26 protein-coding genes are annotated in these 12,685 nt (G+C 50.8%); all 26 read left to right on the top strand.

All coding sequences use genetic code 11. From position 1 onward, the window contains the following. Window positions 1-12 precede the first annotated feature (12 nt). Window positions 13-834, top strand: coding sequence for a 50S ribosomal protein L2 (gene rplB, locus K7R23_RS03980; RefSeq protein WP_012908426.1), 822 nt, complete (start codon window positions 13-15; stop codon window positions 832-834). A gap of 16 nt (window positions 835-850) precedes the next feature. Then, a complete protein-coding gene (rpsS, locus tag K7R23_RS03975) occupies window positions 851-1,129 on the top strand; it encodes a 30S ribosomal protein S19 (RefSeq protein WP_001138117.1) in 279 nt (92 codons plus the stop codon). Between the two features lie 14 nt (window positions 1,130-1,143). Beyond that, window positions 1,144-1,476, top strand: coding sequence for a 50S ribosomal protein L22 (rplV, locus tag K7R23_RS03970; RefSeq protein WP_000447529.1), 333 nt, complete (start codon window positions 1,144-1,146; stop codon window positions 1,474-1,476). A 17-nt stretch (window positions 1,477-1,493) separates the two neighbouring features. Then, window positions 1,494-2,195: a 30S ribosomal protein S3 gene (rpsC, locus tag K7R23_RS03965; protein ID WP_000529945.1), complete on the top strand. Its 702-nt coding sequence runs from the start codon at window positions 1,494-1,496 to the stop codon at window positions 2,193-2,195. Window positions 2,196-2,207: 12 nt separating this feature from the next. Beyond that, window positions 2,208-2,618 (top strand): 50S ribosomal protein L16, encoded by a 411-nt coding sequence (gene rplP, locus K7R23_RS03960; RefSeq protein ID WP_000941208.1) that lies wholly within the window; start codon window positions 2,208-2,210, stop codon window positions 2,616-2,618. Further along, complete coding sequence (gene rpmC / locus K7R23_RS03955) at window positions 2,618-2,809, top strand: 50S ribosomal protein L29 (protein WP_000644742.1); 192 nt, start codon at window positions 2,618-2,620, stop codon at window positions 2,807-2,809. Before rplP ends, rpmC begins: the two co-directional genes overlap by 1 nt. Next, complete coding sequence (gene rpsQ, locus K7R23_RS03950) at window positions 2,809-3,063, top strand: 30S ribosomal protein S17 (protein WP_002438707.1); 255 nt, start codon at window positions 2,809-2,811, stop codon at window positions 3,061-3,063. Before rpmC ends, rpsQ begins: the two co-directional genes overlap by 1 nt. A gap of 162 nt (window positions 3,064-3,225) precedes the next feature. After that, window positions 3,226-3,597: a 50S ribosomal protein L14 gene (rplN, locus tag K7R23_RS03945; RefSeq protein ID WP_002919748.1), complete on the top strand. Its 372-nt coding sequence runs from the start codon at window positions 3,226-3,228 to the stop codon at window positions 3,595-3,597. Window positions 3,598-3,607: 10 nt separating this feature from the next. Continuing rightward, entirely contained in the window at window positions 3,608-3,922 is a 315-nt protein-coding gene (gene rplX / locus K7R23_RS03940; protein WP_000729185.1) for a 50S ribosomal protein L24, read from the top strand. A gap of 14 nt (window positions 3,923-3,936) precedes the next feature. Then, window positions 3,937-4,476, top strand: a complete 540-nt coding sequence (gene rplE, locus K7R23_RS03935; RefSeq protein ID WP_001096206.1) for a 50S ribosomal protein L5 — start codon at window positions 3,937-3,939, stop codon at window positions 4,474-4,476. A gap of 14 nt (window positions 4,477-4,490) precedes the next feature. Continuing rightward, window positions 4,491-4,796 (top strand): 30S ribosomal protein S14, encoded by a 306-nt coding sequence (gene rpsN / locus K7R23_RS03930; protein ID WP_012908427.1) that lies wholly within the window; start codon window positions 4,491-4,493, stop codon window positions 4,794-4,796. A gap of 33 nt (window positions 4,797-4,829) precedes the next feature. Continuing rightward, window positions 4,830-5,222 (top strand): 30S ribosomal protein S8, encoded by a 393-nt coding sequence (gene rpsH, locus K7R23_RS03925; RefSeq protein ID WP_012908428.1) that lies wholly within the window; start codon window positions 4,830-4,832, stop codon window positions 5,220-5,222. A 12-nt stretch (window positions 5,223-5,234) separates the two neighbouring features. Next, complete coding sequence (gene rplF, locus K7R23_RS03920; protein WP_012908429.1) at window positions 5,235-5,768, top strand: 50S ribosomal protein L6; 534 nt, start codon at window positions 5,235-5,237, stop codon at window positions 5,766-5,768. Between the two features lie 9 nt (window positions 5,769-5,777). After that, complete coding sequence (gene rplR, locus K7R23_RS03915; RefSeq protein ID WP_000358956.1) at window positions 5,778-6,131, top strand: 50S ribosomal protein L18; 354 nt, start codon at window positions 5,778-5,780, stop codon at window positions 6,129-6,131. A gap of 14 nt (window positions 6,132-6,145) precedes the next feature. Continuing rightward, complete coding sequence (gene rpsE / locus K7R23_RS03910; protein WP_000940121.1) at window positions 6,146-6,649, top strand: 30S ribosomal protein S5; 504 nt, start codon at window positions 6,146-6,148, stop codon at window positions 6,647-6,649. A gap of 3 nt (window positions 6,650-6,652) precedes the next feature. Next, window positions 6,653-6,832, top strand: coding sequence for a 50S ribosomal protein L30 (gene rpmD, locus K7R23_RS03905; RefSeq protein ID WP_001140434.1), 180 nt, complete (start codon window positions 6,653-6,655; stop codon window positions 6,830-6,832). 3 nt (window positions 6,833-6,835) lie between these two features. Further along, complete coding sequence (gene rplO, locus K7R23_RS03900; RefSeq protein WP_012908430.1) at window positions 6,836-7,270, top strand: 50S ribosomal protein L15; 435 nt, start codon at window positions 6,836-6,838, stop codon at window positions 7,268-7,270. Window positions 7,271-7,277: 7 nt separating this feature from the next. After that, a complete protein-coding gene (gene secY / locus K7R23_RS03895) occupies window positions 7,278-8,609 on the top strand; it encodes a preprotein translocase subunit SecY (protein WP_001118864.1) in 1,332 nt (443 codons plus the stop codon). Window positions 8,610-8,640: 31 nt separating this feature from the next. Continuing rightward, complete coding sequence (gene rpmJ, locus K7R23_RS03890) at window positions 8,641-8,757, top strand: 50S ribosomal protein L36 (protein ID WP_000868187.1); 117 nt, start codon at window positions 8,641-8,643, stop codon at window positions 8,755-8,757. A 146-nt stretch (window positions 8,758-8,903) separates the two neighbouring features. Beyond that, window positions 8,904-9,260 carry a 30S ribosomal protein S13 gene (gene rpsM / locus K7R23_RS03885; RefSeq protein WP_012908431.1) on the top strand — a complete coding sequence of 119 codons (357 nt, stop codon included), beginning with the start codon at window positions 8,904-8,906 and terminating at the stop codon, window positions 9,258-9,260. A gap of 16 nt (window positions 9,261-9,276) precedes the next feature. Continuing rightward, window positions 9,277-9,666: a 30S ribosomal protein S11 gene (gene rpsK / locus K7R23_RS03880; protein WP_001029684.1), complete on the top strand. Its 390-nt coding sequence runs from the start codon at window positions 9,277-9,279 to the stop codon at window positions 9,664-9,666. 33 nt (window positions 9,667-9,699) lie between these two features. Continuing rightward, entirely contained in the window at window positions 9,700-10,320 is a 621-nt protein-coding gene (rpsD, locus tag K7R23_RS03875; protein ID WP_012908432.1) for a 30S ribosomal protein S4, read from the top strand. A gap of 25 nt (window positions 10,321-10,345) precedes the next feature. Further along, window positions 10,346-11,335: a DNA-directed RNA polymerase subunit alpha gene (locus K7R23_RS03870; protein WP_001162094.1), complete on the top strand. Its 990-nt coding sequence runs from the start codon at window positions 10,346-10,348 to the stop codon at window positions 11,333-11,335. Between the two features lie 40 nt (window positions 11,336-11,375). Beyond that, on the top strand, window positions 11,376-11,762 hold the full coding sequence (gene rplQ / locus K7R23_RS03865) for a 50S ribosomal protein L17 (RefSeq protein WP_001216372.1): 387 nt from the start codon (window positions 11,376-11,378) through the stop codon (window positions 11,760-11,762). Between the two features lie 107 nt (window positions 11,763-11,869). Continuing rightward, window positions 11,870-12,247 (top strand): DnaJ family domain-containing protein, encoded by a 378-nt coding sequence (locus K7R23_RS03860; protein WP_012908433.1) that lies wholly within the window; start codon window positions 11,870-11,872, stop codon window positions 12,245-12,247. 1 nt (window position 12,248) lies between these two features. Beyond that, window positions 12,249-12,674 (top strand): Zn(2+)-responsive transcriptional regulator, encoded by a 426-nt coding sequence (gene zntR, locus K7R23_RS03855; RefSeq protein ID WP_012908434.1) that lies wholly within the window; start codon window positions 12,249-12,251, stop codon window positions 12,672-12,674. Window positions 12,675-12,685 lie beyond the last annotated feature (11 nt).

Genomic DNA, 12,685 nt, shown 5'->3' with positions numbered 1-12,685 from the left:
AGGAGTAATACAATGGCAGTTGTTAAATGTAAACCGACATCTCCGGGTCGTCGCCACGTAGTTAAAGTGGTTAACCCTGAGCTGCACAAGGGCAAACCTTTTGCTCCGTTGCTGGAAAAAAACAGCAAAACCGGTGGTCGTAACAACAATGGCCGTATCACCACTCGTCACATCGGTGGTGGCCACAAGCAGGCTTATCGTATTGTTGACTTCAAACGTAACAAAGACGGTATCCCGGCAGTTGTTGAGCGTCTTGAGTACGATCCGAACCGTTCCGCGAACATCGCGCTGGTTCTGTACAAAGACGGCGAGCGCCGTTACATTCTGGCCCCTAAAGGCCTGAAAGCTGGCGACCAGATCCAATCTGGCGTTGATGCTGCAATTAAACCAGGCAACACCCTGCCGATGCGTAATATCCCGGTTGGTTCTACCGTTCATAACGTAGAAATGAAACCAGGTAAAGGCGGTCAGCTGGCGCGTTCCGCGGGTACTTACGTTCAGATCGTCGCACGTGACGGTGCTTATGTCACCCTGCGTCTGCGTTCTGGTGAAATGCGTAAAGTCGAAGCAGACTGCCGTGCGACTCTGGGCGAAGTTGGCAATGCTGAGCATATGCTGCGCGTTCTGGGTAAAGCAGGTGCTGCACGCTGGCGTGGCGTTCGTCCTACCGTTCGCGGTACTGCGATGAACCCGGTAGACCACCCACATGGTGGTGGTGAAGGTCGTAACTTTGGTAAGCACCCGGTAACTCCGTGGGGCGTTCAGACCAAAGGTAAGAAGACCCGCAGCAACAAGCGTACTGATAAATTCATCGTACGTCGCCGTAGCAAATAATTTTAGAGGATAAGCCATGCCACGTTCTCTCAAGAAAGGTCCTTTTATTGACCTGCACTTGCTGAAGAAGGTAGAGAAAGCGGTGGAAAGCGGAGACAAGAAGCCCCTGCGCACTTGGTCCCGTCGTTCAACGATCTTTCCTAACATGATCGGTTTGACCATCGCTGTCCATAATGGTCGTCAGCACGTTCCGGTATTTGTAACCGATGAAATGGTCGGTCACAAACTGGGTGAATTCGCACCGACTCGTACTTATCGCGGCCACGCTGCTGATAAAAAAGCGAAGAAGAAATAAGGTAGGAGAAAGAGATGGAAACTATCGCTAAACATCGCCATGCTCGTTCTTCTGCTCAGAAGGTTCGCCTTGTTGCTGACCTGATTCGCGGTAAGAAAGTGTCGCAGGCTCTGGATATTCTGACCTACACCAACAAGAAAGCGGCTGTACTGGTCAAGAAGGTTCTGGAATCTGCCATTGCTAACGCTGAACACAACGATGGCGCTGACATTGACGATCTGAAAGTTACGAAAATTTTCGTAGACGAAGGCCCGAGCATGAAGCGCATTATGCCGCGTGCAAAAGGTCGTGCAGATCGCATCCTGAAGCGCACCAGCCACATCACTGTGGTTGTGTCCGATCGCTGAGACTCTGGAGACTAGCAATGGGTCAGAAAGTACATCCTAATGGTATTCGCCTGGGTATTGTAAAACCATGGAACTCTACCTGGTTTGCGAACACCAAAGAATTCGCTGACAACCTGGACAGCGATTTTAAAGTACGTCAGTACCTGACGAAGGAACTGGCTAAAGCGTCTGTATCTCGTATCGTTATCGAGCGTCCGGCTAAGAGCATCCGTGTGACTATTCACACCGCTCGCCCGGGTATCGTTATCGGTAAAAAAGGTGAAGACGTAGAAAAACTGCGTAAGGTCGTAGCGGACATCGCTGGCGTTCCTGCACAGATCAATATCGCCGAAGTTCGTAAACCTGAACTGGACGCAAAACTGGTTGCTGACAGCATCACTTCTCAGCTGGAACGTCGTGTTATGTTCCGTCGTGCGATGAAGCGTGCTGTACAGAACGCAATGCGTCTGGGCGCTAAAGGTATCAAAGTTGAAGTTAGCGGCCGTCTGGGCGGCGCGGAAATCGCACGTACCGAATGGTACCGCGAAGGTCGCGTACCGCTGCACACTCTGCGTGCTGACATCGATTACAACACCTCTGAAGCGCACACCACTTACGGTGTAATCGGCGTTAAGGTATGGATCTTCAAAGGCGAGATCCTGGGTGGTATGGCTGCTGTTGAACAACCGGAAAAACCGGCTGCGCAACCTAAAAAGCAGCAGCGTAAAGGCCGTAAATAAGGAGCGTCGCTGATGTTACAACCAAAGCGTACAAAATTCCGTAAGATGCACAAAGGCCGTAACCGCGGTCTGGCTGCAGGCGCGGATGTTAGCTTCGGCAGCTTCGGTCTGAAAGCTGTTGGCCGTGGTCGTCTGACTGCCCGTCAGATCGAAGCAGCACGTCGTGCTATGACCCGTGCAGTTAAGCGTCAAGGTAAGATCTGGATCCGTGTATTCCCGGACAAACCGATCACTGAAAAGCCGCTGGCAGTGCGTATGGGTAAAGGTAAAGGTAACGTGGAGTATTGGGTTGCCTTGATTCAGCCGGGTAAAGTCCTGTATGAAATGGACGGCGTACCGGAAGAGCTGGCCCGTGAAGCATTCAAGCTGGCAGCAGCGAAACTGCCGATTAAAACCACCTTTGTAACTAAGACGGTGATGTAATGAAAGCAAAAGAGCTGCGTGAGAAGAGCGTTGAAGAGCTGAACACCGAGCTGCTGAACCTGCTGCGTGAGCAGTTCAACCTGCGTATGCAGGCTGCAAGTGGCCAGCTGCAACAGTCTCACCTGTTGAAGCAAGTGCGTCGTGATGTCGCACGCGTTAAGACTTTACTGACTGAGAAGGCGGGTGCGTAATGACCGATAAAATCCGTACTCTGCAAGGTCGCGTTGTTAGCGACAAAATGGAGAAATCCATTGTTGTTGCTATCGAACGTTTTGTGAAACACCCGATCTACGGTAAATTCATTAAGCGTACGACCAAACTGCACGTACATGACGAGAACAACGAATGCGGTATCGGCGACAAGGTTGAAATCCGTGAATGCCGTCCGCTGTCCAAGACTAAGTCCTGGACACTGGTTCGCGTTGTAGAGAAAGCGGTTCTGTAATACAGTACGCATTCTCAATGAATAAACGGCTCAGCGATGGGCCGTTTATTTTTTCTACCCATATCGTTTGAGCGGTGTTATAATGCCGCGCCCCCGATATGGGGCTTTTTTAACGACCTGATTTCGGGTCTCAGTAGTAGTTGACATTAGCGGAGCACTAAAATGATCCAAGAACAGACTATGCTGAACGTCGCCGACAACTCCGGTGCACGTCGCGTAATGTGTATCAAGGTTCTGGGTGGCTCGCACCGTCGCTACGCAGGCGTAGGCGACATCATCAAGATCACCATCAAAGAAGCAATTCCGCGTGGTAAGGTCAAAAAAGGTGATGTGCTGAAGGCGGTAGTGGTGCGCACCAAGAAGGGTGTTCGTCGCCCGGACGGTTCTGTCATTCGCTTCGATGGTAATGCATGCGTTATTCTGAACAATAACAGCGAGCAGCCCATCGGTACGCGTATTTTTGGGCCGGTAACTCGTGAACTTCGTACCGAGAAGTTCATGAAAATTATCTCTCTGGCACCAGAAGTACTCTAAGGAGCGAATCATGGCAGCGAAAATCCGTCGTGATGACGAAGTTATCGTGTTAACCGGTAAAGATAAAGGTAAGCGCGGTAAAGTTAAGAATGTCCTGTCTTCCGGCAAGGTCATCGTTGAAGGTATCAACCTGGTTAAGAAACACCAGAAGCCGGTTCCGGCTCTGAACCAACCAGGCGGCATCGTTGAAAAAGAAGCGGCTATTCAGGTTTCTAACGTTGCAATCTTCAATGCGGCAACCGGCAAGGCTGACCGTGTAGGCTTTAGATTCGAAGACGGTAAAAAAGTCCGTTTCTTCAAGTCTAATAGCGAAACTATCAAGTAATTTGGAGTAGTACGATGGCGAAACTGCATGATTACTACAAAGACGAAGTAGTTAATAAACTCATGACTGAGTTTAACTACAATTCTGTCATGCAAGTCCCTCGGGTCGAGAAGATCACCCTGAACATGGGTGTTGGTGAAGCGATCGCTGACAAGAAACTGCTGGATAACGCAGCAGCAGACCTGACAGCAATCTCCGGTCAAAAACCGCTGATCACCAAAGCACGCAAATCTGTTGCAGGCTTCAAAATCCGTCAGGGCTATCCGATCGGCTGTAAAGTAACTCTGCGTGGCGAACGCATGTGGGAGTTCTTTGAGCGCCTGATCACTATTGCTGTACCGCGTATCCGTGACTTCCGTGGCTTGTCCGCTAAGTCTTTTGACGGTCGTGGTAACTACAGCATGGGTGTCCGTGAGCAGATCATCTTCCCAGAAATCGACTACGATAAAGTCGACCGCGTTCGTGGTTTGGATATTACCATTACCACTACTGCGAAATCTGACGAAGAAGGCCGTGCTCTGCTGGCTGCCTTTGACTTCCCGTTCCGCAAGTAAGGTAGGGTTACTGAATGGCTAAGCAATCAATGAAAGCACGCGAAGTAAAACGCGTAGCTTTAGCTGATAAATACTTCGCGAAACGCGCTGAACTGAAAGCAATCATCTCTGATGTGAACGCTTCCGACGAAGAACGTTGGAACGCTGTTCTTAAGCTGCAGACTCTGCCGCGTGATTCCAGCCCGTCTCGTCAGCGTAACCGCTGCCGTCAAACAGGTCGTCCACATGGTTATGTGGGCAAGTTCGGGTTGAGCCGTATCAAGCTACGTGAAGCCGCAATGCGCGGTGAAGTACCAGGCTTGAAAAAGGCTAGCTGGTAATTGTCACCAATTGAATCACGGGAGTAAAGACAGATGAGCATGCAAGATCCGATCGCGGATATGCTGACCCGTATCCGTAACGGTCAGGCCGCGAACAAAGCTGCGGTCACCATGCCTTCCTCCAAGCTGAAAGTGGCAATCGCCAACGTGCTGAAGGAAGAAGGTTTTATCGAAGATTTTAAAGTTGAAGGCGACACCAAGCCGGAACTGGAAGTTACTCTTAAGTATTTCCAGGGTAAAGCTGTTGTAGAAAGCATTCAGCGTGTCAGCCGCCCAGGTCTGCGCATCTATAAACGTAAAGATGAGCTGCCGAAAGTTATGGCGGGACTGGGTATCGCAGTTGTTTCTACCTCTAAAGGTGTTATGACTGATCGTGCAGCGCGCCAGGCTGGTCTTGGCGGCGAAATTATCTGCTACGTAGCCTAATCGGAGGAAAAAATGTCTCGTGTTGCTAAAGCACCGGTCGTTGTTCCTGCCGGCGTTGATGTAAAAATCAACGGTCAGGTTATTACGATCAAAGGTAAAAACGGCGAGCTGACTCGTACTCTCAACGATGCTGTTGAAGTTAAACATGCAGATAATGCACTGACCTTCGGTCCGCGTGATGGTTACGTAGACGGTTGGGCTCAGGCTGGTACCGCGCGTGCCCTGCTGAACTCAATGGTTATCGGTGTTACCGAAGGCTTCAATAAGAAGCTGCAGCTGGTTGGTGTAGGTTATCGTGCAGCGGTCAAAGGGAATGTAGTAAACCTGTCTTTAGGTTTCTCTCACCCGGTTGACCATCAGCTGCCGGCAGGGATTACTGCAGAGTGCCCGACTCAAACTGAAATCGTGCTGAAAGGCGCTGATAAGCAGGTGATCGGCCAGGTTGCAGCAGATCTGCGCGCCTACCGTCGTCCTGAGCCTTACAAAGGCAAGGGTGTTCGTTACGCCGACGAAGTCGTGCGTACCAAAGAGGCTAAGAAGAAGTAAGGTAACACTATGGATAAGAAATCTGCTCGTATCCGTCGTGCGACCCGCGCACGCCGCAAGCTCAAAGAGCTGGGCGCAACTCGCCTGGTGGTACATCGTACCCCGCGTCATATTTACGCACAGGTAATTGCACCGAACGGTTCTGAAGTTCTGGTAGCTGCTTCTACTGTAGAAAAAGCTATCGCTGAACAACTGAAGTACACCGGTAACAAAGACGCGGCTGCAGCTGTGGGTAAAGCTGTCGCTGAACGCGCTCTGGAAAAAGGCATCAAAGATGTGTCCTTTGACCGTTCCGGGTTCCAATATCATGGTCGTGTCCAGGCACTGGCAGATGCTGCCCGTGAAGCTGGCCTTCAGTTCTAAGGTAGAGGTGTAAGATGGCTCACATCGAAAAACAAGCTGGCGAACTGCAGGAAAAGCTGATCGCGGTAAACCGCGTATCTAAAACCGTTAAAGGTGGTCGTATTTTCTCCTTCACAGCTCTGACTGTAGTAGGCGATGGTAACGGTCGCGTTGGTTTTGGTTACGGTAAAGCGCGTGAAGTTCCAGCAGCGATCCAGAAAGCGATGGAAAAAGCCCGTCGCAATATGATTAACGTCGCGCTGAACAACGGCACCCTGCAACACCCGGTTAAAGGTGTTCACACGGGTTCTCGTGTATTCATGCAGCCAGCTTCCGAAGGTACCGGTATCATCGCCGGTGGTGCAATGCGCGCCGTTCTGGAAGTTGCTGGGGTTCATAACGTTCTGGCTAAAGCATACGGTTCCACCAACCCGATCAACGTGGTTCGTGCAACTATTGATGGCCTGGAAAATATGAATTCTCCAGAAATGGTCGCTGCCAAGCGTGGTAAATCCGTTGAAGAAATTCTGGGGAAATAAACCATGGCAAAGACTATTAAAATTACTCAAACCCGCAGTGCAATCGGTCGTCTGCCGAAACACAAGGCAACGCTGCTTGGCCTGGGTCTGCGTCGTATTGGTCACACCGTAGAACGTGAGGATACTCCTGCTGTTCGTGGTATGGTCAACGCGGTTTCCTTCATGGTTAAAGTTGAGGAGTAAGAGATGCGTTTAAATACTCTGTCTCCGGCCGAAGGCTCCAAAAAGGCGGGTAAACGCCTGGGTCGTGGTATCGGTTCTGGCCTCGGTAAAACCGGTGGTCGTGGTCACAAAGGTCAGAAGTCTCGTTCTGGCGGTGGCGTACGTCGCGGTTTCGAGGGTGGTCAGATGCCTCTGTACCGTCGTCTGCCGAAATTCGGCTTCACTTCTCGTAAAGCAGCGATTACAGCCGAAGTTCGTCTGTCTGACCTGGCTAAAGTAGAAGGCGGCGTGGTAGACCTGAATACGCTGAAAGCGGCTAACATTATCGGTATCCAGATCGAGTTCGCGAAAGTGATCATGTCTGGTGAAGTCACTACTCCGGTAACTGTTCGCGGCCTGCGTGTTACGAAAGGCGCTCGTGCTGCTATCGAAGCTGCTGGCGGTAAAATCGAGGAATAAGTAGCAGATGGCTAAACAACCGGGATTAGATTTTCAAAGTGCCAAAGGTGGCTTAGGCGAGCTGAAACGCAGACTGCTGTTTGTTATCGGTGCGCTGATTGTGTTCCGTATTGGCTCTTTTATTCCGATCCCTGGTATTGATGCCGCTGTACTTGCCAAACTGCTTGAGCAACAGCGAGGCACCATCATTGAAATGTTCAACATGTTCTCTGGTGGTGCTCTCAGCCGTGCTTCTATCTTTGCTCTGGGTATTATGCCGTACATTTCGGCATCGATTATTATCCAGCTGCTGACGGTGGTTCACCCAACGCTGGCGGAAATAAAGAAAGAAGGGGAGTCTGGTCGACGTAAGATCAGCCAGTACACCCGCTACGGTACTCTGGTGCTGGCGATATTCCAGTCGATCGGTATTGCTACCGGTCTGCCGAATATGCCTGGTATGCAAGGCCTGGTGATGAACCCGGGCTTTGCATTCTATTTCACCGCTGTTGTAAGTCTGGTCACAGGAACCATGTTCCTGATGTGGTTGGGCGAACAGATTACTGAACGAGGTATCGGCAACGGTATTTCAATCATTATCTTCGCCGGTATTGTCGCGGGACTCCCGCCAGCCATTGCCCATACTATCGAGCAAGCGCGTCAAGGCGACCTGCACTTCCTCGTGTTGCTGTTGGTTGCAGTATTAGTATTTGCAGTGACGTTCTTTGTTGTATTTGTTGAGCGTGGCCAACGCCGCATTGTGGTAAACTACGCGAAACGTCAACAGGGTCGTCGTGTCTATGCTGCACAGAGCACACATTTACCGCTGAAAGTGAATATGGCGGGGGTAATCCCGGCAATTTTCGCTTCCAGTATTATTCTGTTCCCGGCAACCATCGCGTCATGGTTCGGGGGCGGTACTGGTTGGAACTGGCTGACAACAATTTCGCTGTATTTGCAGCCTGGGCAACCGCTTTATGTGTTACTCTATGCGTCTGCAATCATCTTCTTCTGTTTCTTCTACACGGCGTTGGTCTTCAACCCGCGTGAAACAGCAGATAACCTGAAGAAGTCCGGTGCATTTGTACCAGGAATTCGTCCGGGAGAGCAAACGGCGAAGTATATCGATAAAGTAATGACCCGCCTGACTCTGGTCGGTGCGCTGTACATTACCTTTATCTGCCTGATCCCGGAGTTCATGCGTGATGCAATGAAAGTACCGTTCTACTTCGGTGGGACCTCACTGCTTATCGTTGTTGTCGTGATTATGGACTTTATGGCTCAAGTGCAAACTCTGATGATGTCCAGTCAGTATGAGTCTGCATTGAAGAAGGCGAACCTGAAAGGCTACGGCCGATAACGGGTCGCCCGAGAAGTTACGGAGAGTAAAAATGAAAGTTCGTGCTTCCGTCAAGAAATTATGCCGTAACTGCAAAATCGTTAAGCGTGATGGTGTCATCCGTGTGATTTGCAGTGCCGAGCCGAAGCATAAACAGCGCCAAGGCTGATTTATTCGCATATTTTTCTTGCAAAGTTGGGTTGAGCTGGCTAGATTAGCCAGCCAATCTTTTGTATGTCTGTACGTTTCCATTTGAGTATCCTGAAAACGGGCTTTTCAGCATGGTGCGTACATATTAAATAGTAGGAGTGCATAGTGGCCCGTATAGCAGGCATTAACATTCCTGATCAGAAACATGCTGTGATCGCATTAACTTCGATCTACGGCATCGGTAAGACCCGTTCTAAAGCCATCCTGGCTGCAGCGGGTATCGCTGAAAATGTTAAGATCAGTGAGCTGTCTGAAGGACAAATCGACACGCTGCGTGACGAAGTTGCCAAATTTGTCGTTGAAGGTGATCTGCGCCGTGAAATCAGCATGAGCATCAAGCGCCTGATGGATCTTGGTTGCTATCGCGGTTTGCGTCATCGTCGTGGTCTCCCGGTTCGCGGTCAGCGTACCAAGACCAACGCACGTACCCGTAAGGGTCCGCGCAAACCGATCAAGAAATAATCGGGGTGATTGAATAATGGCAAAGGCACCAATTCGTGCACGTAAACGTGTAAGAAAACAAGTCTCTGACGGCGTGGCTCATATCCATGCTTCTTTCAACAACACCATCGTGACTATTACCGATCGTCAGGGTAACGCGCTGGGTTGGGCAACAGCCGGTGGTTCCGGTTTCCGTGGTTCTCGCAAATCCACTCCGTTTGCAGCTCAGGTTGCAGCAGAGCGTTGCGCAGACGCCGTTAAAGAATACGGCATCAAGAATCTGGAAGTTATGGTTAAAGGTCCGGGTCCAGGCCGCGAATCTACTATTCGTGCTCTGAACGCCGCTGGTTTCCGCATCACTAATATTACTGATGTGACTCCGATCCCTCATAACGGTTGTCGTCCGCCGAAAAAACGTCGCGTATAACGCTTCGTTTTCCAGGTTTGTTGGAGAAAGAAAATGGCAAGATATTTGGGTCCTAAGCTCAAGCTGAGCCGTCGTGAGGGCACCGACTTATTCCTTAAGTCTGGCGTTCGCGCGATCGATACCAAGTGTAAAATTGAACAAGCTCCTGGCCAGCACGGTGCGCGTAAACCGCGTCTGTCTGACTATGGTGTGCAGTTGCGTGAAAAGCAAAAAGTTCGCCGTATCTACGGTGTGCTGGAGCGTCAGTTCCGTAACTACTACAAAGAAGCAGCACGTCTGAAAGGCAACACCGGTGAAAACCTGTTGGCTCTGCTGGAAGGTCGTCTGGACAACGTTGTATACCGTATGGGCTTCGGCGCCACTCGTGCAGAAGCACGCCAGCTGGTTAGCCACAAAGCTGTTATGGTAAACGGTCGTGTTGTTAACATCGCTTCTTATCAGGTTAGTCCGAATGACGTTGTTAGCATTCGTGAGAAAGCGAAGAAGCAGTCTCGCGTGAAAGCCGCTCTGGAGCTGGCTGAGCAGCGTGAAAAGCCAACCTGGCTGGAAGTTGATGCTGGCAAGATGGAAGGTACGTACAAGCGTAAGCCTGAGCGTTCTGATCTGTCTGCGGACATTAACGAACACCTGATCGTCGAGCTTTACTCCAAGTAAAGCTTAGTACCAAAGAGAGGACACAATGCAGGGTTCTGTGACAGAGTTTCTAAAACCGCGCCTGGTAGATATCGAGCAAGTGAGTTCGACGCACGCCAAGGTGACCCTTGAGCCTTTAGAGCGTGGCTTCGGCCATACTTTAGGTAACGCACTGCGCCGTATTCTGCTCTCATCGATGCCGGGTTGCGCGGTGACCGAGGTTGAGATTGATGGTGTACTACATGAGTACAGCACCAAAGAAGGCGTTCAGGAAGACATCCTGGAAATCCTGCTCAACCTGAAAGGGCTGGCGGTGAGAGTTCAGGGTAAAGATGAAGTTATTCTTACCTTGAATAAATCTGGCATTGGCCCTGTGACTGCAGCCGACATTACCCACGACGGTGATGTCGAAATCGTCAAGCCGCAGCACGTGATCTGCCACCTGACCGATGAGAACGCGTCTATTAGCATGCGTATCAAAGTTCAGCGCGGTCGTGGTTATGTGCCGGCTTCTACCCGAATTCATTCGGAAGAAGATGAGCGCCCAATCGGCCGTCTGCTGGTCGACGCATGCTACAGCCCTGTAGAGCGTATTGCCTACAATGTTGAAGCAGCGCGTGTAGAACAGCGTACCGACCTGGACAAGCTGGTCATCGAAATGGAAACCAACGGCACAATCGATCCTGAAGAGGCGATTCGTCGTGCGGCGACCATTCTGGCTGAACAACTGGAAGCTTTCGTTGACTTACGTGATGTACGTCAGCCGGAAGTGAAAGAAGAGAAACCAGAGTTCGATCCGATCCTGCTGCGCCCTGTTGACGATCTGGAATTGACTGTCCGCTCTGCTAACTGCCTTAAAGCAGAAGCTATCCACTATATCGGTGATCTGGTACAGCGTACTGAGGTTGAGCTTCTTAAGACGCCTAACCTTGGTAAAAAATCTCTTACCGAGATTAAAGACGTGCTGGCTTCCCGTGGACTGTCTCTGGGTATGCGCCTGGAAAACTGGCCACCGGCAAGCATCGCTGACGAGTAACCGGATCACAGGTTAAGGTTTTACTGAGAAGGATAAGGTCATGCGCCATCGTAAGAGTGGTCGTCAACTGAACCGCAACAGCAGCCATCGCCAGGCTATGTTCCGTAACATGGCAGGTTCACTGGTTCGTCATGAAATCATCAAGACGACCCTGCCTAAAGCGAAAGAGCTGCGCCGCGTAGTTGAGCCGCTGATTACTCTTGCCAAGACTGATAGCGTAGCTAATCGTCGTCTGGCATTCGCCCGTACTCGTGATAACGAGATCGTGGCAAAACTGTTTAACGAGCTGGGCCCGCGTTTCGCGAGCCGCGCCGGTGGTTACACTCGTATTCTGAAGTGTGGCTTCCGTGCAGGCGACAACGCGCCGATGGCATACATCGAGCTGGTTGATCGCTCTGAATCGAAAGCAGAAGCTGCTGCAGAGTAATCTGTAGTAACGTAAAAAAACCCGCTTCGGCGGGTTTTTTTATATCCGCAGGATCCCCACTTACCTACAATAGCCGTACTCTTTTTGTTCATCCCCTGGAGCGTCTTATGTGGTTACTTGACCAGTGGGCAGAGCGCCATATTCTCGAAGCGCAGTCTAAAGGCGAATTTGATCATCTGCCTGGACACGGTGAACCGCTCATTCTTGATGATGATTCACATGTACCCGCAGAATTACGGGCGGGCTATCGCTTGCTGAAAAATGCAGGTTGTCTTCCGCCGGAGCTGGAGCAGCGTAAAGAGGCGATCGCGTTGCTGGATTTGTTAAATGGGATACGGCAGGATGATCCTCAGTTTCAGGAAATAAGCCGCCGCCTGTCGTTACTGGAAATTAAGCTACGCCAGGCTGGTTTGAGCACAGAATTTCTCAGGGGTGAATACGCTGAGAAACTGCGGCATAAGATCGCTGACAACCCACGGAGCTGATATGTACCGTATTGGTGAAATAGCGAAACTGGCGGAAGTCACTCCAGACACCATTCGCTACTATGAAAAACAGCACATGATGGAACATGAGGTACGTACGGAAGGCGGGTTTCGTTTGTATACCGAAAGCGACCTTCAACGGCTGAAGTTTATTCGCTACGCGCGACAGCTGGGGTTTACCCTTGAGTCGATCCGCGAACTGCTGTCGATCCGCATCGATCCTGAACATCATACCTGCCAGGAGTCCAAAGGCATCGTCCAGCAAAGACTCAAAGAGGTTGAGGCAAGAATTGCAGAGCTGCAAACGATGCAGCGTTCGTTACAGCGCCTGAACGACGCCTGCTGCGGTAGCGCGCACAGCAGCGTGTATTGTTCGATTCTGGAAGCGCTGGAACAAGGGGCAAGCGGGGTGAAGTCAGGCTGTTGATTTATGCAGCA

It is taken from the genome of Citrobacter rodentium NBRC 105723 = DSM 16636 (assembly GCF_021278985.1).
Lineage (GTDB): Bacteria > Pseudomonadota > Gammaproteobacteria > Enterobacterales > Enterobacteriaceae > Citrobacter_A > Citrobacter_A rodentium.
The sequence above is the reverse complement of the archived record's forward strand: the minus strand, read 5'-3'. Positions and strand labels throughout refer to the sequence as shown.

Coding starts and splice junctions, on each gene's coding strand:
- rpsE (WP_000940121.1), top strand. CDS start 6,146: ATGGCTCACATCGAAAAACAAGCTGGCGAACTGCAGGAAAAGCTGATC.
- rpsQ (WP_002438707.1), top strand. CDS start 2,809: ATGACCGATAAAATCCGTACTCTGCAAGGTCGCGTTGTTAGCGACAAA.
- rplN (WP_002919748.1), top strand. CDS start 3,226: ATGATCCAAGAACAGACTATGCTGAACGTCGCCGACAACTCCGGTGCA.
- rpsK (WP_001029684.1), top strand. CDS start 9,277: ATGGCAAAGGCACCAATTCGTGCACGTAAACGTGTAAGAAAACAAGTC.
- rplR (WP_000358956.1), top strand. CDS start 5,778: ATGGATAAGAAATCTGCTCGTATCCGTCGTGCGACCCGCGCACGCCGC.
- rplV (WP_000447529.1), top strand. CDS start 1,144: ATGGAAACTATCGCTAAACATCGCCATGCTCGTTCTTCTGCTCAGAAG.
- rplE (WP_001096206.1), top strand. CDS start 3,937: ATGGCGAAACTGCATGATTACTACAAAGACGAAGTAGTTAATAAACTC.
- secY (WP_001118864.1), top strand. CDS start 7,278: ATGGCTAAACAACCGGGATTAGATTTTCAAAGTGCCAAAGGTGGCTTA.
- K7R23_RS03870 (WP_001162094.1), top strand. CDS start 10,346: ATGCAGGGTTCTGTGACAGAGTTTCTAAAACCGCGCCTGGTAGATATC.
- rplB (WP_012908426.1), top strand. CDS start 13: ATGGCAGTTGTTAAATGTAAACCGACATCTCCGGGTCGTCGCCACGTA.
- rpmC (WP_000644742.1), top strand. CDS start 2,618: ATGAAAGCAAAAGAGCTGCGTGAGAAGAGCGTTGAAGAGCTGAACACC.
- rpmD (WP_001140434.1), top strand. CDS start 6,653: ATGGCAAAGACTATTAAAATTACTCAAACCCGCAGTGCAATCGGTCGT.
- rpsH (WP_012908428.1), top strand. CDS start 4,830: ATGAGCATGCAAGATCCGATCGCGGATATGCTGACCCGTATCCGTAAC.
- rplX (WP_000729185.1), top strand. CDS start 3,608: ATGGCAGCGAAAATCCGTCGTGATGACGAAGTTATCGTGTTAACCGGT.
- K7R23_RS03860 (WP_012908433.1), top strand. CDS start 11,870: ATGTGGTTACTTGACCAGTGGGCAGAGCGCCATATTCTCGAAGCGCAG.
- rpsN (WP_012908427.1), top strand. CDS start 4,491: ATGGCTAAGCAATCAATGAAAGCACGCGAAGTAAAACGCGTAGCTTTA.
- zntR (WP_012908434.1), top strand. CDS start 12,249: ATGTACCGTATTGGTGAAATAGCGAAACTGGCGGAAGTCACTCCAGAC.
- rplF (WP_012908429.1), top strand. CDS start 5,235: ATGTCTCGTGTTGCTAAAGCACCGGTCGTTGTTCCTGCCGGCGTTGAT.
- rpsD (WP_012908432.1), top strand. CDS start 9,700: ATGGCAAGATATTTGGGTCCTAAGCTCAAGCTGAGCCGTCGTGAGGGC.
- rpmJ (WP_000868187.1), top strand. CDS start 8,641: ATGAAAGTTCGTGCTTCCGTCAAGAAATTATGCCGTAACTGCAAAATC.
- rpsC (WP_000529945.1), top strand. CDS start 1,494: ATGGGTCAGAAAGTACATCCTAATGGTATTCGCCTGGGTATTGTAAAA.
- rplP (WP_000941208.1), top strand. CDS start 2,208: ATGTTACAACCAAAGCGTACAAAATTCCGTAAGATGCACAAAGGCCGT.
- rplO (WP_012908430.1), top strand. CDS start 6,836: ATGCGTTTAAATACTCTGTCTCCGGCCGAAGGCTCCAAAAAGGCGGGT.
- rplQ (WP_001216372.1), top strand. CDS start 11,376: ATGCGCCATCGTAAGAGTGGTCGTCAACTGAACCGCAACAGCAGCCAT.
- rpsS (WP_001138117.1), top strand. CDS start 851: ATGCCACGTTCTCTCAAGAAAGGTCCTTTTATTGACCTGCACTTGCTG.